The organism is Streptomyces sp. NPDC006174, from assembly GCF_040614075.1.
In the GTDB taxonomy this organism is placed as follows: Bacteria; Actinomycetota; Actinomycetes; order Streptomycetales; family Streptomycetaceae; genus Streptomyces.
Genome location: NZ_JBEXTJ010000014.1, coordinates 73,965 through 100,740, shown reverse-complemented (window position 1 = coordinate 100,740; position 26,776 = coordinate 73,965). Strand labels below are relative to the sequence as shown.

At 71.8% G+C, this 26,776-nt stretch carries 28 protein-coding genes and 5 pseudogenes; 16 read left to right on the top strand and 17 right to left on the bottom strand.

The window, feature by feature from the left end:
• Nucleotides 1–18 precede the first annotated feature (18 nt).
• A complete protein-coding gene (locus ABZ267_RS27840) occupies nt 19–672 on the top strand; it encodes a DUF461 domain-containing protein (protein ID WP_356755683.1) in 654 nt (217 codons plus the stop codon).
• A gap of 121 nt (nt 673–793) precedes the next feature.
• Here the strand turns inward: ABZ267_RS27840 and ABZ267_RS27835 are convergent, their stop codons facing one another.
• Both ABZ267_RS27835 and ABZ267_RS27830 read right to left on the bottom strand, forming a co-directional pair.
• A complete protein-coding gene (locus tag ABZ267_RS27835) occupies nt 794–1,474 on the bottom strand; it encodes a response regulator transcription factor (RefSeq protein WP_003968183.1) in 681 nt (226 codons plus the stop codon).
• Nucleotides 1,471–2,751 (bottom strand): ATP-binding protein, encoded by a 1,281-nt coding sequence (locus tag ABZ267_RS27830; protein ID WP_356755685.1) that lies wholly within the window; start codon nt 2,749–2,751, stop codon nt 1,471–1,473. Before ABZ267_RS27830 ends, ABZ267_RS27835 begins: the two co-directional genes overlap by 4 nt.
• A gap of 198 nt (nt 2,752–2,949) precedes the next feature.
• Here ABZ267_RS27830 and phoU point away from each other — a divergent pair, with 198 nt between their 5' ends.
• Both phoU and ABZ267_RS27820 read left to right on the top strand, forming a co-directional pair.
• Entirely contained in the window at nt 2,950–3,627 is a 678-nt protein-coding gene (phoU, locus tag ABZ267_RS27825) for a phosphate signaling complex protein PhoU (protein ID WP_356755687.1), read from the top strand.
• A gap of 218 nt (nt 3,628–3,845) precedes the next feature.
• Nucleotides 3,846–3,995, top strand: coding sequence for a hypothetical protein (locus ABZ267_RS27820; RefSeq protein ID WP_176727548.1), 150 nt, complete (start codon nt 3,846–3,848; stop codon nt 3,993–3,995).
• An 88-nt stretch (nt 3,996–4,083) separates the two neighbouring features.
• On the opposite strand, the gene ABZ267_RS27815 is transcribed toward ABZ267_RS27820, so the two are convergent.
• Nucleotides 4,084–5,409, bottom strand: a complete 1,326-nt coding sequence (locus ABZ267_RS27815) for an MFS transporter (protein WP_356755688.1) — start codon at nt 5,407–5,409, stop codon at nt 4,084–4,086.
• 242 nt (nt 5,410–5,651) lie between these two features.
• On the opposite strand from ABZ267_RS27815, the gene ABZ267_RS27810 reads away from it, so the two are divergent.
• Nucleotides 5,652–6,413, top strand: a complete 762-nt coding sequence (locus ABZ267_RS27810) for a phosphoglyceromutase (protein WP_356755690.1) — start codon at nt 5,652–5,654, stop codon at nt 6,411–6,413.
• 404 nt (nt 6,414–6,817) lie between these two features.
• On the opposite strand, the gene ABZ267_RS27805 is transcribed toward ABZ267_RS27810, so the two are convergent.
• On the bottom strand, nt 6,818–7,114 hold the full coding sequence (locus ABZ267_RS27805) for a hypothetical protein (RefSeq protein WP_356755692.1): 297 nt from the start codon (nt 7,112–7,114) through the stop codon (nt 6,818–6,820).
• Nucleotides 7,115–7,461: 347 nt separating this feature from the next.
• Here ABZ267_RS27805 and ABZ267_RS27800 point away from each other — a divergent pair, with 347 nt between their 5' ends.
• Nucleotides 7,462–7,710 (top strand): hypothetical protein, encoded by a 249-nt coding sequence (locus tag ABZ267_RS27800; protein ID WP_356755694.1) that lies wholly within the window; start codon nt 7,462–7,464, stop codon nt 7,708–7,710.
• Complete coding sequence (locus ABZ267_RS27795; RefSeq protein WP_018511077.1) at nt 7,707–7,949, top strand: hypothetical protein; 243 nt, start codon at nt 7,707–7,709, stop codon at nt 7,947–7,949. Before ABZ267_RS27800 ends, ABZ267_RS27795 begins: the two co-directional genes overlap by 4 nt.
• Nucleotides 7,950–7,978: 29 nt before the next feature.
• On the opposite strand, the gene ABZ267_RS27790 is transcribed toward ABZ267_RS27795, so the two are convergent.
• Complete coding sequence (locus ABZ267_RS27790) at nt 7,979–8,800, bottom strand: hypothetical protein (protein WP_356755696.1); 822 nt, start codon at nt 8,798–8,800, stop codon at nt 7,979–7,981.
• Nucleotides 8,801–9,071: 271 nt separating this feature from the next.
• Between ABZ267_RS27790 and ABZ267_RS27785 the strand changes: the two genes are divergently transcribed.
• Nucleotides 9,072–9,692: a phosphotransferase gene (locus tag ABZ267_RS27785; protein WP_356363416.1), complete on the top strand. Its 621-nt coding sequence runs from the start codon at nt 9,072–9,074 to the stop codon at nt 9,690–9,692.
• Here the strand turns inward: ABZ267_RS27785 and ABZ267_RS27780 are convergent.
• Both ABZ267_RS27780 and mshA read right to left on the bottom strand, forming a co-directional pair.
• Entirely contained in the window at nt 9,658–10,170 is a 513-nt protein-coding gene (locus ABZ267_RS27780) for a YbjN domain-containing protein (RefSeq protein WP_356363413.1), read from the bottom strand. The two genes, ABZ267_RS27785 and ABZ267_RS27780, sit on opposite strands and share 35 nt — an antisense overlap.
• Nucleotides 10,171–10,212: 42 nt before the next feature.
• Entirely contained in the window at nt 10,213–11,604 is a 1,392-nt protein-coding gene (gene mshA / locus ABZ267_RS27775) for a D-inositol-3-phosphate glycosyltransferase (RefSeq protein ID WP_356755699.1), read from the bottom strand.
• 226 nt (nt 11,605–11,830) lie between these two features.
• Here mshA and ABZ267_RS27770 point away from each other — a divergent pair, with 226 nt between their 5' ends.
• From ABZ267_RS27770 to ABZ267_RS27760, 3 genes are all read left to right on the top strand, one after another.
• On the top strand, nt 11,831–12,619 hold the full coding sequence (locus ABZ267_RS27770) for a class I SAM-dependent methyltransferase (protein ID WP_356755700.1): 789 nt from the start codon (nt 11,831–11,833) through the stop codon (nt 12,617–12,619).
• Between the two features lie 260 nt (nt 12,620–12,879).
• On the top strand, nt 12,880–13,968 hold the full coding sequence (locus tag ABZ267_RS27765; RefSeq protein ID WP_356755702.1) for an NlpC/P60 family protein: 1,089 nt from the start codon (nt 12,880–12,882) through the stop codon (nt 13,966–13,968).
• Between the two features lie 276 nt (nt 13,969–14,244).
• On the top strand, nt 14,245–15,636 hold the full coding sequence (locus ABZ267_RS27760) for a SpoIIE family protein phosphatase (RefSeq protein ID WP_356755704.1): 1,392 nt from the start codon (nt 14,245–14,247) through the stop codon (nt 15,634–15,636).
• Here the strand turns inward: ABZ267_RS27760 and ABZ267_RS27755 are convergent.
• From ABZ267_RS27755 to ABZ267_RS27735, 5 genes and pseudogenes are all read right to left on the bottom strand, one after another.
• On the bottom strand, nt 15,609–15,950 hold the full coding sequence (locus ABZ267_RS27755; protein ID WP_356755706.1) for a DUF2516 family protein: 342 nt from the start codon (nt 15,948–15,950) through the stop codon (nt 15,609–15,611). The genes ABZ267_RS27760 and ABZ267_RS27755 overlap by 28 nt on opposite strands.
• Nucleotides 15,951–16,124: 174 nt before the next feature.
• Nucleotides 16,125–16,805 carry a hypothetical protein gene (locus ABZ267_RS27750; RefSeq protein WP_356755708.1) on the bottom strand — a complete coding sequence of 227 codons (681 nt, stop codon included), beginning with the start codon at nt 16,803–16,805 and terminating at the stop codon, nt 16,125–16,127.
• Nucleotides 16,806–16,842: 37 nt separating this feature from the next.
• The gene (locus ABZ267_RS27745; RefSeq protein WP_356755710.1) at nt 16,843–17,268 is read right to left on the bottom strand and encodes a helix-turn-helix transcriptional regulator; all 426 of its coding nucleotides are present in this window, start codon (nt 17,266–17,268) and stop codon (nt 16,843–16,845) included.
• Nucleotides 17,269–17,358: 90 nt separating this feature from the next.
• Nucleotides 17,359–17,715 (bottom strand): annotated as a pseudogene (locus ABZ267_RS27740) (hypothetical protein); the annotation flags it as partial.
• A gap of 111 nt (nt 17,716–17,826) precedes the next feature.
• Nucleotides 17,827–18,176, bottom strand: a pseudogene (locus ABZ267_RS27735) (helix-turn-helix domain-containing protein).
• A gap of 49 nt (nt 18,177–18,225) precedes the next feature.
• Between ABZ267_RS27735 and ABZ267_RS27730 the strand changes: the two are divergent.
• Both ABZ267_RS27730 and ABZ267_RS27725 read left to right on the top strand, forming a co-directional pair.
• Nucleotides 18,226–19,140, top strand: coding sequence for an NAD(P)-binding domain-containing protein (locus ABZ267_RS27730; RefSeq protein WP_356755712.1), 915 nt, complete (start codon nt 18,226–18,228; stop codon nt 19,138–19,140).
• A 113-nt stretch (nt 19,141–19,253) separates the two neighbouring features.
• Nucleotides 19,254–20,177 carry an LLM class F420-dependent oxidoreductase gene (locus ABZ267_RS27725; RefSeq protein ID WP_356755713.1) on the top strand — a complete coding sequence of 308 codons (924 nt, stop codon included), beginning with the start codon at nt 19,254–19,256 and terminating at the stop codon, nt 20,175–20,177.
• 4 nt (nt 20,178–20,181) lie between these two features.
• On the opposite strand, the gene ABZ267_RS27720 is transcribed toward ABZ267_RS27725, so the two are convergent.
• Nucleotides 20,182–21,336, bottom strand: coding sequence for a WYL domain-containing protein (locus tag ABZ267_RS27720; RefSeq protein WP_356755715.1), 1,155 nt, complete (start codon nt 21,334–21,336; stop codon nt 20,182–20,184).
• A 113-nt stretch (nt 21,337–21,449) separates the two neighbouring features.
• Here ABZ267_RS27720 and ABZ267_RS27715 point away from each other — a divergent pair, with 113 nt between their 5' ends.
• Both ABZ267_RS27715 and ABZ267_RS27710 read left to right on the top strand, forming a co-directional pair.
• Complete coding sequence (locus tag ABZ267_RS27715) at nt 21,450–22,022, top strand: DinB family protein (RefSeq protein ID WP_356755717.1); 573 nt, start codon at nt 21,450–21,452, stop codon at nt 22,020–22,022.
• Nucleotides 22,023–22,039: 17 nt separating this feature from the next.
• Nucleotides 22,040–23,157, top strand: a pseudogene (locus ABZ267_RS27710) (winged helix DNA-binding domain-containing protein).
• Nucleotides 23,158–23,256: 99 nt separating this feature from the next.
• On the opposite strand, the gene ABZ267_RS27705 reads toward ABZ267_RS27710, so the two are convergent.
• Both ABZ267_RS27705 and ABZ267_RS27700 read right to left on the bottom strand, forming a co-directional pair.
• Nucleotides 23,257–24,159: a MarR family transcriptional regulator gene (locus tag ABZ267_RS27705; RefSeq protein ID WP_356755779.1), complete on the bottom strand. Its 903-nt coding sequence runs from the start codon at nt 24,157–24,159 to the stop codon at nt 23,257–23,259.
• Between the two features lie 107 nt (nt 24,160–24,266).
• Nucleotides 24,267–24,719, bottom strand: coding sequence for a MarR family transcriptional regulator (locus ABZ267_RS27700; RefSeq protein ID WP_356755719.1), 453 nt, complete (start codon nt 24,717–24,719; stop codon nt 24,267–24,269).
• A 131-nt stretch (nt 24,720–24,850) separates the two neighbouring features.
• On the opposite strand from ABZ267_RS27700, the gene ABZ267_RS27695 reads away from it, so the two are divergent.
• Nucleotides 24,851–25,483 carry an HAD-IA family hydrolase gene (locus ABZ267_RS27695; protein WP_356755721.1) on the top strand — a complete coding sequence of 211 codons (633 nt, stop codon included), beginning with the start codon at nt 24,851–24,853 and terminating at the stop codon, nt 25,481–25,483.
• Nucleotides 25,484–25,515: 32 nt separating this feature from the next.
• Here the strand turns inward: ABZ267_RS27695 and ABZ267_RS27690 are convergent.
• Nucleotides 25,516–25,737 (bottom strand): annotated as a pseudogene (locus ABZ267_RS27690) (MFS transporter); the annotation flags it as partial.
• 20 nt (nt 25,738–25,757) lie between these two features.
• Here ABZ267_RS27690 and ABZ267_RS27685 point away from each other — a divergent pair.
• A pseudogene (locus ABZ267_RS27685) lies at nt 25,758–26,018 on the top strand (MFS transporter); the annotation flags it as partial.
• On the opposite strand, the gene ABZ267_RS27680 reads toward ABZ267_RS27685, so the two are convergent.
• Nucleotides 26,019–26,729 carry a TetR family transcriptional regulator gene (locus ABZ267_RS27680; protein ID WP_356755781.1) on the bottom strand — a complete coding sequence of 237 codons (711 nt, stop codon included), beginning with the start codon at nt 26,727–26,729 and terminating at the stop codon, nt 26,019–26,021. It abuts the pseudogene before it with no gap.
• Nucleotides 26,730–26,776: the final 47 nt, after the last annotated feature.

Here is a 26,776-nt window from a genome sequence, read left to right as displayed (position 1 = left end):
CAAGGAGTTGCCGCCGCCGTGAGCCGCAGCCTTCGACACGGCGCCCTCGCCGCCACTGCCATCGCGTTCTCGATCGTCTCGCTGTCCGCCTGCGCGGCGGGCAACAACGCCGAGACGCTCAAGGTCAGGCCGGACAACGCGGCCACCTCGGTGGGCACCGTCAAGGTCCAGAACGTGAACGTGATCACGCAGGCCGAGCCCGAGGCCGAGGGCCCCGCCGTGGTCGCCGCGACGCTGTTCAACGACGGCACCGAGGCCGAGGTCCTGGAGAGCATCACGCTGCCCGGCACCGACGTCCAGGTGAAGCTCCAGGCCGCGAAGGGCAGCGGACCCGTCGAGATCCCGGCCGGCGGCCGGGTCATCCTCGGCGGCGAGGGCAACGCCTCCGCCGTGATCGACAAGGGCCGCGAGGCGACGCAGGACGGCAACGTCCAGCAGATCGTCTTCAAGCTGAGCCGCACCGGCGATGTCGGCCTCGGCGCCAACGTCGTCCCGGCGACCGGCTACTACAAGGACTTCGGCCCCAGCGCGCAGCCCGAGGCCCCGGCCACGACGCCGAGCGCCACCCCGGACGCGGCCGGCTCCGAGACCCCGGAGACCCCGGCCGGTGAGACGCCCGAGTCCCCCGCCGCCGGCACTTCCGAGTCCCCGGCGGCCGGTACGGAGCAGTAGGGCACGCCGGAGACCGCGACGGCCGGGACGACCGGCTGACGCCGCCCGCGTACGTACGGAAGAACACGAAGGGGCGCTTCCCGGCGGGAAGCGCCCCTTCACGTGTCAGCCGCCGCGCGGTTTACGGCTCGAACTTGTATCCCAGGCCCCGCACCGTGACGAGGTAGCGCGGCGCGCCGGGGTCGGGCTCGATCTTGGCGCGCAGGCGCTTGACGTGGACGTCGAGGGTCTTGGTGTCGCCGACGTAGTCCGCGCCCCAGACCCGGTCGATGAGCTGCATCCGGGTCAGCACACGGCCCGCGTTGCGCAGGAGCATCTCCAGGAGGTCGAACTCCTTGAGCGGCAGGTCGACCTTGCCGCCGGAGACGGTGACCACGTGCCGGTCCACGTCCATCCGGACCGGGCCCGCCTCCAGGGCGGCCGGAGTGACCTCCTCCGGCTCGCCGCGGCGGCGCAGGACGGCGCGGATGCGGGCCACCAGCTCGCGCGAGGAGAACGGCTTGGTGACGTAGTCGTCGGCTCCTATTTCGAGACCGACGACCTTGTCGATCTCGCTGTCCTTGGCGGTGACCATGATCACCGGAACGTTGGAGCGGCTGCGGAGCTGGCGGCACACCTCGGTGCCGGGCAGTCCGGGCAGCATCAGGTCGAGCAGGACCAGGTCGGCGCCGTTGCGCTCGAACTCGTCCAGGCCGTCGGGGCCGGTCGCGGCGATCGCGACCTCGAAACCTTCCTTGCGCAGCATGTAGGACAGGGCGTCGCTGAAGGATTCCTCATCCTCGACGACAAGCACTCGGGTCACGGAAGAGCCTCCGGGGCAGGGAAGGGGTCATAGGAGTCGGTCTCGAACGGGGGCTTGTCCTTGTCGCTGACGCCGTTGACATCGTTGACGATAAGGAGTCCGCCGGTGGTGCGCTCCCTCACGCCGCCCGATTCGGGCAGCCGGAGGGTGAAGGTGGAGCCCTGTCCCTCGGAGCTCCAGACGGTGACCTCCCCGCCGTGCGAGGCGGCCACGTGTTTGACGATGGCGAGGCCGAGACCGGTGCCACCGGTGGCCCGTGAGCGGGCCGGGTCGACGCGGTAGAACCGCTCGAAGACCCGTTCGCGGTCCTTCTCGGAGATGCCGATGCCCTGGTCGGTCACGGCGATCTCGATCAGCTCCCCGCCCGGTCCGGCGGTGCGGCGGGCCGCGATACCGACCCGGGTGCGGGCGGGACTGTAGTTGACGGCATTCTCGACGAGGTTGCCGAGAGCGCCGACGAGCTGGCCCCGGTTGCCCCAGACCGTGAGGCCTTCGGTGCCGCCGGAGGCCATGGTGATCTGTTTGGAGCCGGCCTGCTGGCGGCAGCGGTCGATCGCCTCGGCGACGAGCACCTCCACCTTGACCGGCTCGGCGTCCTCCAGGGGATCGTCGTTCTGCACCCGGGAGAGGTCGATGAGCTCCTGTACGAGGTTGGTGAGCCGGGTCGCCTCGATCTGCATCCGTCCGGCGAACCGCTCCACCGCCTCCGGGTCGTCGGAGGCGTCCATGACCGCCTCGGAGAGCAGCGAGAGCGCTCCGGTCGGGGTCTTGAGCTCATGGCTCACGTTGGCGACGAAGTCGCGCCGGACCGCCTCGATGCGGCGGGCCTCGGTGAGGTCCTCCACGAGCAGCAGCACCAGCCGTGAGCCCAGCGGTGCGACCCGGGCGGAGACCGCGAGGGTGTCGCCGCGGCCGGTGCCGCGCCGCGGCAGGTCCAGCTCGCCCTGGCGTATCTCGCCGTCACGCCGGGTGTCACGGGCCATGGTGAGCATCGGCTCGACGGCCAGGCGGCCGCCTCGGACCAGGCCCAGCGCATACGCGGCGGAGCTGGCCTTGACCACGCTGTCGCTCTCGTCGAGCACGACGGCCGAGGAGCTGAGCACGGAGAGGACGGTGTCCACTCCCGGCGGCAGTGCGGCGTTGCTGTCCGGCCGCAGGGACGTACGCGTGGGCCGTTTCAGGTCGCGCTCGCTCCAGCGGAACGCCAGCATGGCGATCACACCGGTGCACAGCCCGGCGATCGCTGCAGCTGCGGCGACCGCCGCGTTCACGTCCATGCTTCAAGGTTATGCGGGTGCTCCGACACTCTCCCAGCCGTCCGAGTGCCATCTCGAACACTCGTCGCCCAGAGTTCACCGAGGGGTAGGAGCCGGTTCACTTAGGAGGCCGGATACGGACGCGTTGCGGCCCCACCGTGTAACCGTGGGGGTCGGTCCGAGACCCCGGCCTCAGTTGGAACTGGAGAGGGACTTCCCATGCGCGACGCTTACCACGAGGAACTCGACTCGATCGGAGAAGGCCTGGTCGAGATGGCCCGGCTGGTCGGTTCGGCGATCGGCCGGGCGACCACGTCCATGCTCGACGCCGACCTGAAGCTCGCGGAGAGCGTGATCGCAGGCGACCAGAAGGTCGACGACCTCCAGCACGACCTGGAGGCGCGCGCGATCGCCCTCCTCGCCCGTCAGCAGCCGGTGGCGACCGATCTGCGGATCGTGGTGACCTCGCTGCGGATGAGCGCCGACCTGGAGCGCTCCGGCGACCTCGCCCAGCACGTGGCGAAGCTGGCCCGGCTGCGCTTCCCGCAGTCGGCGGTCCCGCACGACCTGCACGCCACGATCCTGGAGATGGGCCAGCTCGCCCAGCGGCTGATGGCCAAGGCCGCCGAGGTCATCATCACCAAGGACGTCGATCTGGCGCTCCAGCTGGAGCAGGACGACGACGAGATGGACCTGCTGCACCGCACGCTCTTCCAGCACCTGATGGACGACCGCTGGAAGCACGGCATCGAGACGGCCGTCGACGTGACGCTGCTGGGCCGCTACTACGAGCGCTTCGCGGACCACGCGGTGTCGGTGGCGAAGCGCGTCGTCTACCTGGTGACGGGTGAGCACGCGGACGAGCTCCAGGCGGCGACGCCGGTGGAGGGTTCGTAACCTCTCCGGACGCTGTCAGAGGTTCGCGCGCTCCCGGCGCACGCGAGTCGCACATGCGTTTCTGCATGTGTGCGCCGTTGATGCGCCGGGCGGGATGGGCATGCAATGGGGCGGGGACGGTGCCATGGCCGTACACGGTACGTACGGGCCATGCCGTCTCGTCCCCGGCGGCGGCGCAGCGGCGTCGGCCGCCCTGCCGTACGCCCTGAGGAGGGACCATGGCCGAATCCCCCACGACCGAACCCCAGCTGGAGACCCCGACCGAAGTGGTGCACCTGACCGTGCTCGGCGCCTGCGGCTGCGGCTCGGGCTGCGGGTGCGGCTGCCAGTCCGGTGCTCCGTGCCAGTGCGGCGGCTGCTCGGGCTGACGCGGGCCGGCGCGTCCTTGCGGACGGCGTCCGCCCGGTGGTTCGCGCCGGGCGGACGCCGTCGCCGCCTCCCGTCTCCGTACGGAGGTCAGCCCGCGCGCTCCACCGCTGCCGCCGGGTCGGGCTCGGCCTGGTCCGGCCGGGCCTGGGCGGGTACGGGGGCGGGCTCGATCACCGGCTCGTCGGCGAGGGGCTCCTCGCGGGGCAGGTTGCGCATCAGCAGCCAGTAGCCGAGGCCGGCGACCGTACCGATCACCGCGCAGGCGCCCCAGAGCCAGGCGGCGCCGTAGTGGTCGATCACGAAACCGGACATCAGCGGCGCGACGAGGGCCGCCACCGACCAGGACATCGTGTACATGCCCTGGTAGCGGCCCCGGCCCTGAGCCGGCGACAGTTGGACGACGAGGCCTGTCTGGGTCGGAGCGTTGACGATCTCGGCGAGGGTCCAGACGCAGACCGTCAGCGCGTACACGGCGACGGACCCGGCGAAGGCGGTCAGCCCGAAGCCGTACCCGGCGAGCAGGGAGGAGATGATCAGCAGCCGGCGCGGGTCGCGGTGCTGGATGAAGCGGGTGACGGGGATCTGGAGGGCCACGATCAGCACGCCGTTGACGGCGATCGCGGTACCGAAGTCGGAGCTGGAGAGCCCGTCGGCCCCCATCGCCACCGGCAGCCCCACGTACCCCTGCTGGAAGATCAGTGACACCAGGAACGACAGCCCCACGACGCCCATGAAGCGCCCGTCGCGCAGCACGGTGATGATCCGCACCTCGTCCTTGGCCCGCTTGCCGCCGGCGGTCTTCACCGGGGCGGCCTGCTCGGGCCGCGACTCCGGCACCTTCAGGAAGACGACGACGGCGCAGGCGAGCATCATCAGGGCCTCGCCGAGGAAGCCGGCGAGATAGCTGTACTCGGCGATGAACCCGGCCCCGGCGGAGGAGATGGCGAACCCGAGGTTGATGGCCCAGTAGTTGAGCGAAAAGGCCCGCACGCGGTCCTTCGGGGGCACGATGTCGGCCATCATCGCCTGGACGGCGGGCCGCGAGGCGCTGCTCGCCATGCCGACGAGGAACGCCACGAAGGCGATGGCGACCGGGTGTTCCATGAACCCGAGCAGCGCCACGGACCCGGCCATCGACAGCTGCGCGATCAGCATGGTGGGCCGCCGCCCGAGCCGGTCGGTCATCACACCGGCACCGAGCGAGGAGATGACGCCGCCGAGCCCGTGGAGAGCGGCGACGAGACCGGCGTACGAGGCGGAGTAGCCCCGGTCCAGGGTCAGGTACAGCGCCATGAACGTGGCGACGAAACCGCCGAGCCGGTTGACGAGCGTGCTGAGCCAGAGCCACCAGAACGCGCGGGGCAGGCCGGAGACGGTCTCCCGCGCGGCTGCTCTGAGACCGGCGACGGACATGCGGTTTCCCCCCACGGGACGTGACGAACGATCGCCTCGGGCAGGCTCCCGGGACGTACGGAACGGTCGTCTTCGGTAAGGCTCCCGACGACCATCCGAACGTTACGAACCCCGACGGCTCACCCGCCACCGGATTGACGCCCGCCGTCAATCGTCAGCCGCGCCCGCCACCCGCGCCTGCGCTTTGTCCGCCACGCGGGCGGGCGCGCGGAGGGCGCGTGGGTTCGATTACGCTCGGGCTCATGGCCGACGCACCGTACAAGCTGATCCTCCTCCGCCACGGCGAGAGCGAATGGAACGCGAAGAACCTGTTCACCGGTTGGGTGGACGTCAACCTCACCGAAAAGGGTGAGAAGGAAGCAGTCCGCGGCGGTGAGCTGCTCAAGGACGCCGGTCTGCTCCCCGACGTCCTGCACACCTCCCTCCAGCGCCGCGCGATCCGCACCGCGCAGCTGGCCCTGGAGTCCGCCGACCGCCTCTGGATCCCGGTCCGCCGCTCCTGGCGTCTGAACGAGCGCCACTACGGTGCGCTCCAGGGCAAGGACAAGGCCCAGACGCTGGCGGAGTTCGGCGAGGAGCAGTTCATGCTCTGGCGCCGCTCGTACGACACCCCGCCGCCGGCGCTGGCCCGCGACGACGAGTACAGCCAGTTCGACGACCCGCGCTACGCGGACCTCCCGCCGGAGCTGCGCCCGGACACGGAGTGCCTGAAGGACGTCGTGGTCCGGATGCTCCCGTACTGGTTCGACAGCATCGTCCCGGACCTCCTGACCGGCCGCACGGTCCTGGTCGCCGCGCACGGCAACAGCCTCCGCGGCCTGGTGAAGCACCTGGACGGCATCTCGGACGAGGACATCTCGGGCCTCAACATCCCGACGGGCATCCCGCTCTCCTACGAACTGGACGCCGACTTCAAGCCGCTGAAGCCGGGCGGCACGTATCTGGACCCGGATGCGGCGAAGGCGGCCATCGAGGCTGTGAAGAACCAGGGCAAGAAGAAGTAGCCGAAGCGCGTTCCGAGCCCCTGCCCGCCGGCCCACCCGGCGGGCAGGGGCTCTTCGTCGTCCCCGGCCGTTCGCCATCGGCCCGAGCCGGCCGGGTCGGCGTCCTCGACCCGTACAACGAAGACCTCACCGAAGCGGAGTGGCTGGGGGTCCGTCCGAGCGGACCATGACGTGGCCGGGGGCCGACAGGGTGATGCGCCCGCGCAGATCGCCCTCCCGCTCCGCCGCCACGGGCCTCCCCCGCCGGTCCGTGACCTGGATCCAGGACCAGTTCTCGGGCCCGTTGAGGGTGAAGGCGAAAGCGCGGCGCGGTCCCTCCCAGCGCAGGAGCGCGGGCCCCGTGCCCGGGTCTCCCCGGTGGAGGCGAGGGCGCCGATCCGGTCCTGCGGCAGCGTGTCCAGATATTAGCGGGCCAGGCCCGAGGAGCCCGAGCCGCTCCGCTTCACCAGGACATGGGTGAACTCGGCGGGGACGATGAACGGCAGGGCCTTCGACCCGTAGGTGGAGAGCCCGATCGCGGCGTCCTGGGAGCTGAGTTCGGGGGTGTCGATCACTCCGGTGACGCTGAACCAGCTGAACGGTCCCCCGGCCCTGATCGTCAGGAAGGCCGGTTCCCCGCCCTGTCGCGGGATGGGTATCAGCCGCCCCCGCCAGCCGCCTTCGGATACGACGCCGGCCGGCTCCTTGCGCTCCGGGCCCATGTGCCCCCTCTGCCCCGTCGGTGGGCACACCCTAGTAGGCGTGCCCGCCGCCGGTAGGCGTGCCCGTCACGTCGAACCCCGTGCTAGTCGGACAAAGGTGACGAGGGAACAGGTCGGTTCTCGGGGCGGGGCGGTCGCGTTCGCGGAGGGTGCGGGCGAACAGGCGGTCCGGGGCGAGTCCGAACACGTTTCGGCCCCGCACGGGTCGTGCGTTCGGAGGCCGAACTCGCGGCGTCACGCACTACGGTGTCCCCAAGCTGTCCGGCGGACAACCCCGCGCGGGGAGGACCCCGGGGCAGCGAACACGGGTGGCGGCACCAAGGGCGAGGAGATCGGGGAGAGCGATCATGGGCGAGTCTCTGAAGACCTTCGTCGGAGGTACCGAGGTCGAGGTGCCCAACAGCATCCCGGACATCCGGGCGGCCCTTCCCGAGGAGAGACGCGAGGAGTTCGACCTCGCCATCAACGAGGCCGGTGTCCACGAGATCTCGGCCGTCATGCGGCACTGGATGCTGGAGGCCGTTCCCGATCCCGAGGCCGAGAAGATCCTGGACCGGCTGGCGCAGGACGAGGCCGAGAGGCGGAGCGTCGCTTGAGCTTCCGCATCTCCTACGCCCCGCCCGCCGACGACACCCTGGCCAAGATGCGCGACGGGCAGTCCTTCCGAGACGAGATGGCCCGCACGCTGGGCAGGGAGCCGTACGGGCACGCCTCCTCCGCCGTCAAGAGCGAGCGCGACCGGCGCGAGGCGACCGTCTCCGGGGCCATCGTCCTCTACTACGTCTCCCGGTCCGTGCTGACCGTCACCGTCGTACGGCTCGTTCCTCTGCCCTGACACCGAGGCACCGGGGCGGAGGAGGCGGATCAGCCGAGCTTCTTCGCCTGTGCCGCCACGACCTCGGCCGGCACGGTGAACTTCGCGCCGCCGTCGCCGCCCGCCGCCAGGTTGAAGGAGAAGAACGTCGCCACGGCGCCCTCCTTACGGAGCGCCACCAGCTTGAACGGCGCCTTCGCGCCCTCGTCGTCCTGGATGAGCGTCCAGGCCGCCGCCTCGTCGCCGCCGGTGATCTTCTCCTCGGTGATCGAGACGATCTTCTGCGGAGCGCCCGCGACCGTCGCGGTGAAGCCGCCCGCGCACGCCGTCGCGGCCTTCTTCAGCGCGGCGAACGTGTCCGGGCCCGCCGTCCCGTCGTACGCGTTCAGCGCGACGAGGGTCGACGTCAGGTCGAAGGCCGCCTTCAGGGCGCCCTCGGCCTCGCCGTCCGTCATGTCCTCCAGCGACTTCTTGGCGCCCGCCTTCGGGTCCGTGATCACCTTGCGCTTGCTGGTGGCCTGCGAACCGGCCTCCGCGGCGCCGTACATGGCGTGGACGACCGGCAGGCACTCCGCCTTGTCGGTCTTCAGCTGGTCCGCCGGGACCTCGTCGTCCGGGCCCGCCTCGGCGATCTTGTGACCCTCGACGTCACCCTGCTTCAGCGACGCGGTCTCCAGCTCGGCGGCGCTGAGCGCCTTGGCTCCGGAGGCCTTCGGGGCCGAGCTGCTCCCGCTCGTGGCGGCGTCCTGGTCGTTCTTCCCGCCGCCCGTGTCGGTGTCGGCGTCGGACGAGCCGCCGCAGGCCGTGGCCAGCAGGGTCAGCGAGACCGCGCAGGCGGCGAGGGCGGTACGGCGTACGGCGGTGGCGCGCATGGTTCTTCATCTCCGGTTCGGGGAGCAACCGCCCTTCACCCGTACGGCACTTCGACGCCGCCCGGGACGGACCGTCGCAGTGATCCACACTTTACGATCGAACCTGTGAGCGATGATCCGGTCGACGGTCCTCTCCCGTGATCGTGATTCGGCTGTGATCATCCTGTGAACGCACGGTGCGGAACCGCCGTACAACCCCACCCGCCCGCGCCGCAGCCGGAAAGGACGTCAACCACGTGTCCGACCCGACCTCGGCCTCTCGTCTCCCCGCATCCTCCGCGCCCTCGGCGTCGACGGCCGCGACCTCGCCTCCTCCACGCCGCTCACCGGCGGCACCTACAACACCGTCACCCGCGTCACGCTCACCGACGGCCGCGACTGGGTGGTGAAGGTGCCTCCGCCGCACTCCGGCGGCCTACGGTACGACCGCGACCTCCTCGTCAACGGGGCCACCTTCTCCACCGCCGCCGCGAAAGCCGGCATCGGCGGCCCCGCGACCCCTCGCCTCGTCCACAGCGAGCCCGACCCCACGGCGCCGACCGGCGCGTACCTCGTCATGACCGCCTGTCCCGGCTGCCCGTGGCACGAGCTGGACGCGGTGGAGGACGCGGGCGACGAGGCCCGACTGCGTACCGAACTCGGCTTCCTAATAGGGCGGTTGCACACGACCACCGGTCCCGGTGGCTTCGGCTGTCCCGCCGCGCCGTTCGGGCCGCCCGCCGCCACCTGGCGTACCGCTTTCACCGCGATGACCGAGGCCGTGCTCGCCGACGCCGTGACGTACCGGGCTCCACTCCCGTACCCCGTCGACCGCATCCGTACGGTGCTGGCGCACGCCGCTCCGGTCCTGGACGCCGTCAGTCGCGCGGCGAACGCTCGATCAGGTGGCTGAACGCGTCGAGGTTGCGCGTCGACTCGCCGCGTGAGACGCGCCAGGCGTGCTCTTTGCGGATAGAGCTGGCGAAGCCCAGTTCGAGAAGGGTGTTGAACGAGTCGTCGGCCGCGTCCAGGACCACGCCGAGCAGCCGGTCCAGCTCCTCGGGCGTGACCACGGAGAGCGGCAGCCGGCCGGCCAGGTAGATGTCTCCGAGCGGATCGATGGCGTAACTCACGCCGAAGAGGCGGAGGTTGCGCTCCAGGAGCCAGCGGTGCACTCCGGCCTCGTTCTCGTCCGGATGGCGGATGACGAAGGCGTTGAGGGAGAGGGAGTGCTTGCCGACGATGAGCGAGCAGGTCGTCGAGAGCTTGCGCGTGCCGGGCAGGGTCACCACGTAGGTGCCGGGTGCGGGGCTCTCCCAGACGAGCTCGGCGTCGTTCAGCGTCGCCTCGATGACCTGGGCCGCTGCTGTTTCCTCTGGTACGTCAGCCATGCAGCGAGCGTACGTCAGCCCTGGATGGCAGGCAGGAGGGGCTCAGCCGTGGTGCGTACGCGCCCGGCGGCGGTGGTCGGCCACCGCCGCCGTGTACACGTCGGCGGTGGCGGAGGCCGCCGTGTCCCAGCCGAAGGACTGCGCGTGCGCCGCGGCCGCCGCACCCATCCGCTCCACCAGCTCCGGCGCCACCGCGAACCGTGTCAGTGCGCGGGCGTACGCCTCCGGCTCGTGGCCCGGTATGAGGAAGCCGCTGACCTCGTCCCGCACCGCCACCGGCAGCCCGCCGACCGCCGCCGCGATCACCGGCGTACCGGCCGCCTGGGCCTCGATGGCGACCAGGCCGAAGGACTCGCTGTACGACGGCATGACCAGCACCGACGCGGCCCGGAACCAGTCCGCCAGCCGGTCCTGGCCCACCGGCGGGTGGAACCGTACGACGTCGGCGATGCCGAGCCGCGCGGCCAGCTTCTGGAGCCCCTCGGGTTTGGCCAGACCGCTGCCGCTGGGCCCGCCGACCACCGGCACCACGATCCGCGAGCGCAGGGACGGGTCCCGGTCCAGCAGGACGGCGACCGCGCGCAGCAGCACGTCCGGGGCCTTCAGCGGCTGGATGCGGCCGGCGAAGAGCGGGATCAGCGCGTCCTGCGGCAGGCCGAGTCGGGCCCGCGCGGCGGCGCGGGCGGATGGGGCCTCCCCTGGACGGATCCTGTCGGAGCCCTTGGGGAACGGACGGAAGCGGTCCAGGTTGACGCCGGGATGCACGACGGCGACGGAGGACGGGTCGGCGTCGTAGAAGCGGACCAGCTCGTCGGCCTCCTCGGCGGTGTTGGCGATCAGCCGGTCGGAGGCGCGGACGATCTGGGTCTCGCCGATGACCCGGGCGGCCGGCTCGGGGGTGTCGCCGTGGGCGAGCGCGGCGTTCTTGACCTTGGCCATGGTGTGCATGGCGTGCACGAGCGGGACGCCCCAGCGCTGGGCGGCGAGCCAGCCGACCTGGCCGGAGAGCCAGTAGTGGGAGTGGACGAGGTCGTAGTAGCCGGGGCGCTGGCCGGCCCACGCCTGCATCACGCCGTGCGTGAAGGCGCAGAGCTGGGCGGGCAGGTCCTCCTTGGCGAGACCCTCGTACGGCCCGGCGTCGACGTGCCGGACCAGGACACCGGGCGCCAGCTCGACCTCGGGGGGCAGCGAGCCGGTGGTGGCCCGGGTGAAGATCTCGACCTCGATGTTGAGCGCGGCGAGGCGCTTGGCCAGCTCGACGATGTAGACGTTCATCCCGCCCGCGTCGCCCGTGCCGGGCTGGTGCAGCGGTGAGGTGTGGACGGAGAGCATCGCGATGCGGCGCGGCTTGCGGGAGGAGCCCGGGAAGCCTCCGGGGAACCTGATGCGCGGGCCGGTCCGGGTGGAACCGAGCCGGGAGACGTACTGGCTCACGTCGTCGGTCCTCCTCACTCAGGGCATGCCACGAGGGGGCGCGGGGCCCTCCGAAGGGCGAGAACAGCGGAATGCCGCCTTTCATTTCCGCTTTGCCAAATCATTACGGAGGCTGGTGCGGCCCGCAGGCGGAGGCTGGTGCGGCCACGGCTTGCTCGGCGCCCGTATCCGTCTGCCGCTTCCGCCTGCGGGTATCCGCCGCCACCCTGTCGCATACGCTCACCGCATGCGCCAGCGCCCCATCGGCACCGCCACCCGCGGGACCACCAACCCGAACCGGCTGCGCCGCATGGACCGCTGGATCGCCGCCGCGCACGGTCCGGCGCTGCGCCGCGCGGAGACGCCGGTGGCCGTCGATCTCGGGTACGGGGCCGCGCCCTGGACCGCCGTCGAGCTGCTGGCCCGGCTGCGGACCGCCGAGCCCCGCACCGCCGTGGCGGGCGTCGAGATCGACCCGGAGCGGGTCGCCGCGGCGAAGCCGTACGAACGGGAAGGGCTCACCTTCGTGCACGGCGGGTTCGAGATCCCGCTGGCGGTGCGGCCGACGCTCATCCGGGCGGCGAACGTGCTGCGCCAGTACGAGGAGGGCCAGGTCGCCGAGGTCTGGGCGCGGCTCCGCTCGCGGCTCGCGCCGGAGGGGCTCCTGGTGGAGGGGACCTGCGACGAGATCGGGCGCCGGCATGTGTGGGTGGCGCTGGGGCCGGAGGGGCCGCGGACGGTGACCTTCGCGGCCCGGCTCGGTTCGCTGGAGCGCCCGTCCGACCTCGCGGAGCGGCTGCCGAAGGCGCTGATCCACCGGAACGTGCCGGGCGAGCCGGTCCACGCGTTCCTGCGCGACTTCGACCGGGCGTGGGCGGCGGCCTCGCCGTACGCGTCGCTCGGCGCCCGACAGCGCTGGATCGCGGCGGTGCGGGCGCTGTCGGCTCACTGGCCGGTGACGGATGACGTACGGCGGTGGCGGCAGGGCGAGGTGACCGTGAGCTGGGACGCGCTGCGGCCCGGAGGCGACCGCTGAAGGATCACCCGATCGGGCGAACGTATGCTCTTCCGGGGAGGGACGGGAACGGCGCCTGTGTGCTGTTCGTCCTGAGGGTGGGGATCAAGAGGCGCGGGACACCGGCCGACTCTGTCGCCGGATGGTGACTGCCTCTGTTGCTTTACGGGACGACATGGCACGATCGCGACGTCGCCTGGATGTTACTGATGGTAAGTCAGGTGCGGGCTGTCCGGCCTCTGTTGCTTTTGTCTTGATGGTGTTTCTTGCTGGGGGAGCTTGTGAACCGACGCCACTGTGCCGCCGCGGCCATCACGCTGGTCTGCGCGCTGGGCCTGCTGACCGTTCCGGTCCAGGCGATGGCCGCACCGATGCCGGACTCGTCGCCGTCTCCTTCCGCCTCGGCGCCCGCCGCGCCCACCTCCTCCGAGGAGGATCTGGAGAAGATCCGCGAGCAGATCGAGACGCTCTACCGGAAGGCCGGAGCGGCGACGGACGCGTACAACCTGGCGCAGGAGCAGGCCGAGAAGCAGTCCGGCGAGATCGTGAAGCTGGCCAAGGCGATCGTCGACGGCCAGGCCCGGATAGCCGAGCTGAAGGACCGCGCCGGCGCCCAGGCGCGCGAGCAGTACCGCAACGGCGGCCTGCCGCCCGGCGCCCAGCTGGTCCTCAGCGACGACCCGCGGCTCTTCCTGGACGGCGTCAACAAGGTCCGCACCAGCCAGCAGGCGACCAAGACGGTCCTGGCCGAGCTGAACCGGACCCAGGAGGACCTGCGGACGTACACCCAGGACGCCAGCACCAACTGGCAGAAGCTGGAGACGAACCGGGTCGAGCAGGCCAAGGCCAAGAAGAAGATCAACGCGCAGATAGCCGCGGCGGAGAAGCTCGAACTGCAGCTGGAGAAGGAGGAGCGGACCCGGCTCCGCCAGCTGGAGCAGGACGCCGCGAACAGGGCCCAGTCCGCCTGGCTCGCCACCCGGCCCGCGCCGAACGTCGCCGTCAGCGGCGCGACGACCGCGGCCGGCAAGGCGGCGGTGGCCTTCGCGACCGCGCAGATAGGCAAGCCGTACGTATGGGGGGCCACGGGCCCGGGCTCGTACGACTGCTCGGGACTGACCTCGCAGGCCTGGGCCGCGGCCGGCCGGCCGATCCCGCGCACCTCGCAGGAGCAGTGGCGGCTGCTCCCGCGCATCGACATCCAGGACATGCGCCCCGGCGACCTGATCATCTACCACGCCGACGCCAGCCACGTCGGGATGTACGTCGGCGACGGCGCGATCGTCCACTCCCCGCGCCCCGGCCGCCACGTGACACTGGCGGGCGCGGGCTCGATGAAGATCCTCGGGGTTGTCCGGCCGGACAAGTAGGAGTCCCGGGGGTCTTCGGGAGTACGTGAGCGGCGCCACGTCACGGACTCCGGAGCAGGCGCACGCGGGTGATGTATGTCATGGGCTCCCGCCCGCCCCGCTCGCGCCCCATCCCGCCGGATCCGTGCCAGGAAGCGGCTTATGACGGCGCATATGACAGGGGCCGATCTCCGTGCGCCATTCCGTTCTCCCGCCGGGGACCGCTATCGTCCCCGACTGGCGGTTCGTCGATCGGCGTCCCGTCGCGCCCTCGGGGGGAGGGGAGGACCCGAACCGATGCCCGTACCCGTACCGCAACAACGTGACGTTCCCGCTGCGGAGACCAACCATGGCGCCGACCACGGAGCCGGCCTCACCGTCCTGGTGATCGAGGGCGACCCGGCGGGCAGCATCACGGGGCCGGAGCTCTCGGCGGCGGCCGGCACCCGGGTCCGTATCCGTACCGCCCGCAACCTCACCGAGGCCGACCGGCTGCTCACCGACGACGTCGACTGCATCCTGCTGGACCTCGCGCTGCCCGTACCGGCCACCACAGCGACCCCCGCCGCACCCGAACACCGCCCGGAGCCCGCACCCTCCCGCGCCGACGAGCTGGCGGTGCTCACCCACGTACTGCGGATCGCACCGCTCCACGCGGTCCTCGTGCTGACCGCGCAGGACGACACGGAGCTGGCGGCCGAGGCGGTACGGGTCGGTGCGCAGGACTACCTCTTCCGCGGCGAGCTGGACGCGCGGGTGCTGAGCCGCGCCATCCGGTACGCCGTCGAACGGAAGCGCGCCGACATCGCGCAGCACCAGCTGACGGAGTCCGGCCTGCGCGCGCAGGAGAACGCCCGCCTGGAACGCGGCCTCCTGCCGACCCCGCTCCTGGACGGCTCCGACCTGAGCTTCGCGGCCCGCTACCGGCCCGGCCGCAGCCGCGCGCTCCTCGGCGGCGACTTCTACGACACCGTGCGCACGCCGGACGGCACGGTCCACGCGATGATCGGCGACGTCTGCGGCCACGGCCCGGACGAGGCGGCGCTCGGCGTCGAGCTGCGGATCGCCTGGCGGGCGCTGACGCTGGCCGGGCTCTGCGGTGACCAGCTGCTCTCGACGCTCCAGCAGGTGCTGGAGCACGAGCGGCAGAGCGAGGAGATCTTCGCGACGCTCTGCACCGTGGACATCGCGCCCGACGGCCGCCGCGCCGGACTCTGCCTGGCCGGCCACCCGGCACCGCTGCTGGCCCGCCACGGCCGGCCGGCGCGGCTGCTCCCGTACGAGGACGGCGGCCCGGCGCTCGGGCTGCTGCCGCGCGCCAGGTGGCCGCGCCGCCAGGTGGAGCTGGGCGGTGAGTGGAGCCTGATGATGTACACGGACGGGCTGATCGAGGGCCGCGTCGGCCCGGGCTCCCGTCAGCGGCTCGGCCAGGACGGCATGGTCGCGATGGTCAACAGCCGGCTGGAGCAGGGGCTGACGGGCGAGGATCTGCTGGAGGCCGCGGTCGCCGAGGTGCGGGAGCGACACGGCGGCGAGCTGACGGACGACGTGGCGGTGCTGCTGCTGGGCCGCGACCCGGAGCGGATACGGCGACGGGGCCGGAGCGCCTCGCGCCCCGGCCCCGTATCGGCCACTCCCACGGCTCCCGCCGCCGCGAGCGCTCAGCGCCCGCCGTTGTACGGCCCGTAGGGCCCGTCGCTGCTGGATCCGCCGCGCCGGCCACCACCGCTGCCACCCGAGACCTCCTTGAGCGCGGGCCGCACGTCGACCATGAACACGATCGACGCGACCACGCCCGCCAGCTGGAGGAAGAGGAACGGGATGAGCAGGTTCACGGCGACGGCGACGCCGAGAAGGATCAGCCAGAAGGACTTCTTCTTCTTGTCGGCGGCCCGGTAGGCGTCCTCCCGGGCGATCGCCGCGAAGACGAAGGCGACCACGGCCAGCACCAGCATGCCCAGGTAGAGCAGCCGGAGGAGTGAGCCGAATGCGGAGAGCAACATGGTGTGAACCGCCTAGTGAGTGGATGAGCGCCCTGCGGCCGAGAAGGCCAAGGTACCGGGAGAACGAACCGGCCACCGGTAAAGGTGCCCGCCTCGCGCCCCGGTCACGCTTCGTACGTACCCGCCTTTGAGGCCCCGGTCACGCTTCCTGCGTACGGGTCGGATCCGCCGGGGTCACTTGCCGGCGGGCGGCGTGGTCTTCTTGGCGGCGGGCTTGCGCGGCGCGGGCGCCTTCTTGGCGGGAGCGGTCGCGGCCTCGGCGGCGGACGCGTCCTTGACCGGGGCGGCGGGCTTGGCGGCGGCCGCGGGCTTCACCGCCGTCGGCTTCACGGCGGCCGGCTTGGGCGCGCTCCTGGTCGTGGCCGCGGGCTTCGGCTCGCTCTTGGTCGCGGGCTTCGGGTCGGCCTCCACCACGGCGGCGATCTCGACGATCTCGTCGGCCGTCTCGCCACGCCAGGTCCGCACGGCCTGCTCACCGTGGACGGCGACCTTCTCGTACGTCTCCCGGGCGCGCACCGCGTACTCGGCGGCGATGCCGACACTGCGCAGAGCCAGGTCCTGAGCGTTCTCGCCCAGCTTCTTCAGGTCGGCGGCGTCGAGCGCCCCGAACACCTCGGTGACCTTCGCCTGCACGGTGGCCTGGGCCTCCTTGGCCTGCGCGGTCACCTTCTCCTGCACGACCTTGGGATCGGTGTTGCGCACCGCCTCGAACCGCTCGGGCGCCTCGGCCCGCAGCTGCTCGATCAGCGCCGGAACCTTGAGCGCCTGCTGCACGGCGAGGTCGGCCGTGCCGGCGGCGAAGTAGAGGGGGGTGCGGTCGGTGAGGGTCTTGCGCAGGTCATCGGTGATGGCCATGACTGTGGTCCTCCCGGATCATCAGAAGCAGCTGCTACTAGCTGTGAGGGTTGTCGTCTTTCCTGGCATCGGCCTTGAGCGCCTCGTCCGGCTCGGGTGTCACTTCCGCCTCGGGTACGAACCCGTTCTCGCGGCGGAAGGAGTCGTAGATCTGCAGCAGGACGTTCTTCTGCCGCTCGTTGATCGACGGATCGGCGAGAATCACCGCTCGCGTCTCCAGCTCCTCCCGCTCCCGCTCGTCGAGGATTCCCGCCCGTACGTAGAGGGTCTCGGCCGAGATCCGCAGCGCCTTGGCGACCTGCTGCAGCACTTCCGCACTGGGCTTGCGCAGGCCGCGCTCGATCTGGCTGAGGTAGGGGTTCGACACCCCGGCGGCATCGGCGAGCTGCCGCAACGAGAGCTGCGCGGCGTTGCGCTGCTCCCGGAGGTACTCGCCGAGATTGCCGACGTTGAGTGATGCCATGACTCGATACTGCAACACCTGCGCTAACTATTGCAAGCGCATGCTTGCAATAGTGTCGCGCGCCACGCGTACGGGGGCGGGTGGCCGGACGACCAGGGCGCGGGTCTTCCAGTGGAGGCCGTCCTGCTCATCCTCGGCGGAATCCTCCGGCCAGGCCACCACGGGCAGGTCCGGCAGGCCCGGCCAAGGCGCGACGCACTCGTCGGCGTCGGCCATCCATGTCGTCGCCCACACCAACTCGTAGCCCAGCGCCGCCAGTCGCGGACGGTGCGCCGGATCGATCCTGGTCAGGAGCGGGTTCGCGGCAGCGGACCGGAGAACCGAGGCCGAGTGAGCCGAGCGGTACGTCGGATATCCGTCCGGGTACTGCCGCGGCGTCGCCCCGAACGGGATGAGAGGTCCGTCGACGTCCAGGAACAGAAGCGGGCGTTGGTCGGTGCTGGTCACGGCCGCACGATAGCGGCCCGTACCTCCTGTCCACCTTTTTGTGCGTACTGGGCAACGGCCGGCGGACCGCCGATCCTGGTGGAGGCCGAGGAGAGGAAAGGGCGTGGTGCTTCAGGAGGCCGAGCGGGATTCGGCGAGTCTCCGTACGCGGCGGTGGCCCCAGTCGGAGAGGTTGTCCAGGAGCTCGGCCAGTTCCTTGCCGTCCGCCGTCAGCGAGTACGTCGTCTTCAGCGGCAGCACGTCGTGCACCTCCCGGTGCACCAGCCCGTCGGTCTCCATGTCGCGGAGCGCCTGAGTCAGCACCTTCTCGCTGAGGCCCGGCAGTTGGCGGCGTAGTTCGCCCGGGCGGCGCGGGCCGGATTCCAGCAGCCAGATCAGGCCCGTCTCCACTTTCCGTCGACCACGGCGATCGCTGCGGTTACCCCGCAGACGTCCGGGTCCTGTGCGCGGCTGCGCGTCATCATCGCCCCATTCGTTGGATAAGTACCTATTATTTCAGGGAGTTGAGTCATGTCTCTGTCGCTTGGACAGCAGGAACAGCAGGAACAGTCTGCCGTCACCGTCACCGTCATCGGCCTTGGACCCATGGGGCGGGCCCTCGCGGGCGCGTTCCTCGATGCCGGAGTGCGGACCACCGTCTGGAACCGGACTCCGGGGCGGGACCGGGAGCTGGTCGATCGGGGTGCGGTCAGCGCCTCCTCGGCCGAGGAGGCCGTCGCCGCGAGCGCGTTGACCGTCGTCTGCGTGGTGAACTACGACGCCGTGGACGCGATCCTGCGGCGCGACGCCGTCGCCGGTGCGCTCAAGGGTCGTACGGTGGTCAATCTGACGGCCGACACGCCTGGCCGGGCCCGGGATGCCGGTGCGTGGGCGGCCGAGCACGGTGTCCGGTACCTGGATGGTGCGATCATGACGCCGACCGTGACCATCGGGACCCCGGACGCCGTCCTCATCTACAGCGGGCCCGAGGATCTTTACCGCCAACACCGGTCCGCGCTGGACGTGTTGGGCGGCACCCACACCCATCTCGGCGAGAAGATCTGCCGGGCGGCGGCCTACGACATCGCGCTGCTCGACATCTTCTGGACCGCCATGTCCGGCTTCCACCACGCCTTGGCCGTCGCGCGGGCCGAAGGCATCACCGCGCGGGAGCTGGCGCCCTTCGCCGCGGGCATCGGCGCCATCCTTCCGGCCATCTTCACGGAGGTCGCGGAGGAGGTGGACGAAGGGACGTTCTCCGACGAGGGCAGCCCGCTCACCTCCACGGCGTCCACCATGGCCCACGTCATCCACACCTCCGAAGCCCACGGCATCGACGCCGGCGTCATGCGCGCCGCCGAAGGCCTCGCCCGGCAGGCCATCGAGCTCGGTCATGGCGCGGAGGGCTACCACCGGGTCGTGGAGCTGCTGGAGCGGGGCCGGTGAGTTCGTACCCCTAGGAGGGTTTCGACTCCGGTGGTGCGGCCGTTCATACGAATGACGAGCAGCCTTCACACGCGTGCGGAATTCCGTTGCTGCCGAAGCCTGTTGGAACCCGTATGGCTATTGGAGTAGCACTCAACGCGCGCGACGCCGAGAACGAGATCGACTCCACCGTGGAGCTCGCCCGAGAGGCGGCGGCCGCCGGGCTGCGGTCGGCGTGGTTCGGGCAGCGGTTCGGCGTGGACTCGCCCGCGCTCGCCGGGATCGTCGGGCGGGAGGTGCCCGGCCTGCAGGTCGGGACCTCCGCCATCCCCATCTTCGGCCGCCACCCTCTCCTCGTGTCCAGCCAGGCCCAGACCGCGCAGGCCGCCACCCACGGCCGCTACCACCTCGGGCTGGCCCTCGGCGCCAAGCACCTCGTCGAAGGCGGCTTCGGGATCCCCTTCGAGCGGCCCATCGCCCGGCTGCGCGAATTCCTCACCGCACTCCGGCAGTTGACCGAGACCGGGACCGCCGACTTCCACGGCGAGCTGCTCACCGCAACCACTCCGATCCCCGCGCGCGTCCCGGGCGCCGAGGCCGGAGTGCCGCTGCTCGTCGCCGCGATGGGACCGCAGGCGCTCCGGGTCAGCGGCGAGCTGGCCGACGGGATCCTGCCCTATCTCGCCGGGCCCCGCGCCCTGGCCGAACACATCGTCCCGGCCGTCACCGCGGCGGCCGAGGCGGCCGGGCGGCCCGCGCCGCGGATCGTCGCGCTGGTGAACGGTGTCGTGACCGACGAGGTCGACTCCGTACGCGAACGGGTCACCGAGCAGCTGGCGTTCTACGAGAAGATCCCGTCCTACATGCGGGTCATCGAGCTCTCCGGCGGCAGGCAGGCCTCCGATGTGGCGGTCATCGGCGACGAGAAGACGGTCGCCGCGGAGGTCCGGCGCTACCGGGACGCGGGAGCCACCGAGGTCGTCTTCGCGGGGACGGAGGTCGCCGGAGAGGCGGATCGGCGGCGTACCTGGGCGCTCCTCGGGGAGTTGGCCGGCTGACGCGTCACCGGTCACGGTCGGGCGGTTCTGCTGCTGCCGCGTACCGGGTCGCCAACCGGCCGAAGGCCGAGCGGAGTTCAGGTGGGCCGATCACCTCGATGCCGGCGTCGAACCTGCCGATCGCGGTGGCAAGACCGAGCCATGACCAGGAGCCCAGGACGAGACGGCAGCGGTCCGGGCCGAGTTCCTCGACGATCCCCTCACGCGTATGGCGGACGACCTCGGCGGCGGGGAGAGCGAGGATCACCTCGCCTCGGCAGGGCCATCCGCCGATGTCGTCCTCGGTGGCGGCGGCCGCGCCACGGAACCGGGCGGTGATGAAGGCCGCCACGCTCCCGCCGGGCAGCTCACGCGACGTGAAGCGCGGGCCGGTGGGCGTGCGCGGGACGATCCGGTCGGCGCGGAAGGTCCGCCAGTCGGCGCGTTCGAGGTCCCAGGCCACGAGGTACCAGCGCCGGCCCCAGGTGACGAGGTGGTGCGGCTCCACACGGCGGGGCGGGGACAGCGGCGCCGATGCCGGGCTCGGGCCCGGACTCGCGCTCGGGCCCGGACTCGGACTGGCGCTCTGGCTCGGGCCCGGACTCGGACTCGGACTCGCGCTCTGGCTCGGCCCCGGACTCGCGCTCGGCCCCGGCCCCGGGCTCGGCACCACCCCCGAGCGCGGCAGCGACACCGGGCTGTAGTCGAAGCGCAGCACCTCGCGTGCGTGCACCGCCGCCCCCAGCGCCATCAGTACACCGCCGTCCACCTGCGGTTCCGGGCGGCTCGTCGGGCGGTCCACCGCTGTGACCTGGAGCGTGTCGACGCGGTGGCGGAGCCGGGCGGGCAGGACCTGGCGGACCGTGTTCAGCGCGCGGGCCGCCGCCTCCTCGATGCCCGCGCCGGAGGCGGTCGCGATCTGGAGGGCCACCGCCAGGGCCACGGCCTGCTCGTCGTCGAAGAGGAGCGGCGGCAGTTCCGTACCCGCGTCCAGGCGGTAACCACCGTCCGGGCCCTTCATCGCCACGACCGGATAGCCGAGCTCACGGAGCCGGTCCACATCGCGGCGTACGGTACGCGGCGTGACGTCCAGCCGTTCGGCCAGCAGCGCTCCCGGCCAGTCCCGGCGCGTCTGGAGCAGGGAGAGCAGCGACAGCAGCCGCGCTGAAGTTTTCTGCATGACATCCATGGTGCCCGGAGTAGCGGACACAACCTGTCCTCTTCTCCTGGGATGGTGAATCCGTGCCCGAGAACGCGACCACGCGTACGAAGCGAGACGAAGCGAAAGGCCAGATGACCATGACCTCCTCCCCCGCCCTCGACGGCGAGCGCGCCGACCTCATCGCCGAGCTGGCCGAGGCGCGTGGCGCCCTGATCCGTACCGTGCACGGGCTCAGCGACGAGCAGATCGCCGAGCGGCCGACCGTCAGCGCGCTCTGCCTGGGCGGGCTGATCAAGCACGTCACCTCGACCGAGGAGGGCTGGCTGAACTTCGTGGTCGACGGCCCTTCCGCCATGTCCTTCGACCTGCCCGACGGTGTGACCTGGGAGGACTTCGCCGCCGGAACCGCCCACACCTTTCCGCAGTGGGCCATCGACCGGCAGGCCGACTTCCAGGTGCTGCCCGGCGAGACGCTGGCCGGCATTCTCGCGCGGTACGAGGAGGTCGCCGCCCGCACCGAGAAGCTCGTCGCCGGCCTCCCCGACCTCTCCGTCACGCACCCGCTGCCCGACGTGCCGTGGAACGAGCCCGGAGCCGTACGCAGCGCCCGCCGCGTCCTGATCCACGTCATCGCCGAGACGACCCAGCACGCCGGCCACGCGGACATCCTGCGCGAGGCGATCGACGGGCACACCGCGACGTGAGCCGTACGCAAGCGCCGGTGCTCGACGCCCGCGCGCTCAACCGGGCGACGCTCGCACGGCAGTTGCTACTCGACCGGGCCGACCTGCCGGCTCTCGACGCCGTCTCGCACCTCTGCGGATTGCAGGCGCAGGAGCCGCAGGAGCCTTTCACCGGGCTCTGGTCGCGGTTGCGCGCGTTTCAACCAGGCACGCTTTCAGAGTTGTTGACCGGTCGTCACGTCGTACGCACCCACCTCATGCGCCGCACCGTGCACCTCGTCACCGCCGAGGACGTCCTCGCCTGGCGGGCCCGCCACAACGCCTTGCTGCGGCAGCGCGTGCTCGGCGTCTACCGCCGCGAGCTCGCCGGGGTCGACCTCGACGAACTCGCGGCGGCCGGACGGGCGGTGCTGGCCGACGGCGAACCCCGATCCATGGCCGAGCTGGCCCGCGCGGTCGCCGACCGGTGGCCGGAGCCGGGCACGCGGCCGCTCGGCGAGATGCTCGTCGCCGGTGTCCTGCCGATGGTGCAGCTGCCGCCGCGCGGTGTGTGGCGGACGAAGGCGGGCGTGCGCAACGCGCTGGTCTCGTCCTGGCTGGGGCGCGAGGTCGATCCGCTGCCTGCGGAGGACGACGGTTCGGATCCGGTGGGGCAGGAGCTCGTACGGCGTTATCTCGCCGCGTACGGGCCCGCCGCCACCGCCGACGTACGTGCCTGGTCCGGTCTGGCCGGGCTGCCGCGCGCGGTCGCCGCCCTCCGACCCGAGCTGGTCACCTTCCGTGACGAGCGCGGCCGCGAGCTGCTGGACCTCCCCGACGCGCCGCGCCCGGACCCCGAAACCCCGGCGCCCGTAAGGTTCTTGCCCGCCTTCGACAACGCGATCCTCGGCTACGACGACCGCACCCGGATCATCGACGACGCCGACCGTGGCCTGTCGGTCGCCGGTGCCCGGGTCGTCCTGGTCGACGGCCGGGTCTCGGCGACCTGGGACGTGGAGGCGGGAGCGACCGGGACGGGCAAGGACACGGTGGTCGTCACGCCGCTGCGGCCGTTCTCCCGAGCCGAGCGGGAAGAACTCGGCGAGGAAGGGCGGGAGTTGGCGGACTCCTCTCCGACGGCGAGAGCCAGGCGGTACGGCTCGCCTCGCCGGCGTGAACGGAAGCGCCCCGGCGCGAACGGAGGCGCCCCGGTGTGACCGGGCTTGACCGGGCGCGAGTGAAGCGGCCCGGCCTCAGTCTCGCCGTGCGCCGGTCCTCAGTCTCGCCGTGCGGTCGCCTCGGCGGCCCCCGGGTGCGCCGGTTCGAGGAGCCGGCCGAGCAGGGCCCGCAGCTCGTCCTCGCCGCCGGTGCCGAGCAGTTCGGCGATGTCGGCGGCCAGCATGCCTACGGCCTCGGCGACCGCCTTCAGCTGGATGTGCCCGAGCCCGGTGAGCTCCAGGGCGTGCCGGCGCCGGTCGTGCGGGTCGCGGCCGCGGTGGACCATGCCGCCGTCCACGAGCTCGTCCACCAGCTGCGAGGCGGCGGGCCCGGTGATGGCCAGCTCCTGGGCCAGGCGCCGCTGCGGACAGGGTCCGTGGGTGGCGAGGATGGAGAGGGGCCCGTAGTGGCGGACGCGCAGGCCCGTGCCGGCCAGCTTCTCGTCGCCGAGGCGGCGCAGCCGGTGGTGGGCCTGTTCGACGAGGTGCTCGGTGCCTTGCACGAGGTCCTGCGTGCCTTGCGGGAGCAGCCGCGCCAGGAGCGTGTTGAGGCGCGCGACCTGGTCGGGGCTGAGGGCGGCGGTGAGGCGCGCGTCCCGCTCGGCGACGGCTCGGCGGCCCGCCTCCACGGCGGAGCGGCCCTCGTCGGTGAGGGAGAGGATGTACTGGCGGCGGTTGTCCGGATTACGGGTGCGGAGCACCTGGCCCCGGCCCTCCAGGCGGTCGATGACGCCGACCATGATGGTCCGGTTGATACCGAGGCGCTCGGCCAGGTCGAGCTGCGAGACCCAGTCGCCGCCGGTCAGCGCGTCGAGGACGAGGAAGTCGCGGGAGCCGTCGTCGGGGCCGTCCGTGGAGGTCGTGAACTGCGCGAAGACGCGGCGCAGGAGGTAGCCGACGAACCCGGTGAGCGCTTCCGGCAGAGCGCCGGGGACTTCAGCCGTCTCCTCGGCCTCGGTCACGGTCTCCGCGTCGGGGCCCCGCGTCCCGCCGCCGGGTTCGACTCGCACGATCGCCCTCCCCCTTCGGAACCGGGAGGTCGATTGTACGGGGGCGCAGGCCCGGTGGGTCAGGCGGTCAGTGCCGCGAGCTCCGCATTGGCACGCTCGGTGACCAGCGCGAGGACGCGGCCGGCGGCGGCCAGGTCCTCGGCCGGGATCCCGCCCCAGACGCGGGCGGAGATGGGGGCGGTCTCCGCGGCGACGGCTGCGAGGAGCTCGCGTCCCGCGTCCGTGGGGCGAAGGTGCATACCGTCGGCGACGAGCAGCCGCTCGGCCCGGAGCTCATCGAATGCGGCGCGGATGCCGACCGGATCCGCCTTGAGCGACTCCTGGACCCGGGCGAGGAGGTCGTCCGGGGTCTGCGGGGCGTCGGAGGTGACGGCGGCGCGCAGGGCTATCTGCTGCGGGAACGTGGCGCCGTGCCGGGCCAGTACGTGCTCCAGAACGCCGCGGGCCGCGTAATGGGCCAGGCCGAGGTCACGGGCGGTGGCCGCGGGTGTGGTTGATGCGGTGGTGGTCATGGTTGTCTCCCTCTGCCGGCACACGTCCGGCCGTCGGCACGCGACCGGCTCAAGAGAAAGCTATCGTCAACTTGCTTAACCATCAAGAACTTAATCATCAACTCTCCAATCAGTTTCCGGCACCGGGTGCCGTGCTCTGCGACCTCGACAACGTGATCCGCTTCTACGACACCGAGCCCCTCGCCGCTCTGGAGCGCGCGGCCGGACTGCCGGTGGGCACGACGACGGAGATCGCCTACGCCCCCGAGATCGACCTCCCGCTCCTCCTCGGCCGCATCACTCCCGACGCCTGGGTCGAAGCCATCACCACCGGCCTCGCCGAGCGGCTGAACGGCGACACGGAGTCGGCCCGCACGCTCGGACGCGCGCTGGCCGACGCGCCGTTCCGCGCCGATACGGAGGTGGTCGCGCTGCTGCGGCGGGCGCGCGCGCACGTCCCGCTGGTGCTCGTCACCAACGCGACCCTCCAACTGGACGCCGACCTGGCTCTGTTGGGCCTCACGGACCTGGCCGACGCGGTGGTGAGCAGCGCGGTGGAGCAGGTGGCCAAGCCGGACCCGGCCATCTACCGCATCGCCGCCGAACGGGCCGGCGTACCGGCCCGGCGGTGCCTGTTCGTGGACGACCGCCAGGAGAACATCGACGCGGCCACCGCCCTCGGCATGACGGGCGTGCTGTACCGCGAGCCGGCGGACCTGCGGCGGGCCTTGGGACCGTACGCGGACGAGGCCGCCGAGAGGCAGCACTCGTCCCTTTCCGGATGATCCATCACGGATCGAACCGCTACGCTGGCCGTCATGACGGTCCGCTCACCGAGACGGGCGGACAGCCGGGCCGAGAGGCCGAGCGATACGGCCCCGATGGCGACGGCGGCCGGAAGCATCGCCAGACCGGTCGCGGCGGCCCCGTAACCGAGGACCTTCTGCAGGTGGAGCGCCACCACGACCTGGAACGAGAACAGCGCGGCCACCATCAGCATCTGGACCAGGTTCGCTCCGGACACCGGAATACGTGACCGATCTGCTCCCGGTGATGCTGCTGGCCTCCGGGCTCTTCAACACCACCCAGCAGATCGGCATGGCTCTCGGCGTCGCCGTCCTCTCCACTCTGGCCGCCGGGCGGACCGAGGCGCTCAGCGCCGCCGGCCACCCGTCCGCCGAAGCGCTGACCGGCGGCTACCGGCTGGCGTTCACCGTCGGCGCGGCACTCCTCGCGGCGGCCTTCGCCGTGGCGTTCCTGACGCTGCGCCGGGAAACCGGCCACCGCGACCCGGCTCCGGCCGCGGCCACCGCCCCGTGACTACGGCCCCTCCAGCCCTCTCCGCAGCTGCACGAACGCCTCCTCCGCCGCCCGCACCGCGCCCGGGTACCCCGCGTCCGCGCTCTCGCCCGTGTCGATGCGGCGCCAGTTCTCCTCGGCCAGGATGCGCAGGACGGCGATGATCTGGCCGGCCGCGAGGCGGGCGGTGACTCCGCCGCCGAGGGCTCGGGCGAGGGCCGCCTCGGAGCGCCCCTGGTAGGCGTGGAGGCGGGCGACCAGTGCGGGCGTTCCGTACAACAGGCGGTGGAAGGCGAGGACTTGAGGGACGTCGCAGAGGCCGGTCATCGGGTCGCGGCGGTCCAGCGCGGCCAGGAAGTGGCGACGGAGCGCGTCCAGCGGGCTCTCGTCGGAGGTCCTGGCGGCGACGACCCGGGCCGCCTCGTCCTCGTGGTCGGCGAAGCGGTGGAGCGCGAGGTCCTCCTTGGCCGGGAAGTAGCGGAAGAGCGTCGGCTTGGAGATGTCCGCCGCGGCCGCCACCTCCGCCACGGAGACCTTGTCGAAGCCGCGCTCCAGGAACATCGCGATCGCCGCGTCGGAGATCGCCCGGTACGTCAGCTGCTTCTTCCGCTCGCGCAGACTGATCCGGGGCGGGGCCGCCGGTTCCGCCCGCTCCCGCGTCCCTTCTCCCACCGTCCCGGCGGCGCTTCCGTTTCCGTTTCCGCCGCCGCCGTTCTCTGCGCTCATGACCATGAAGCGTACGCCCTTGACCTCGGCCGGACTTGATGTCGCGAGCACGA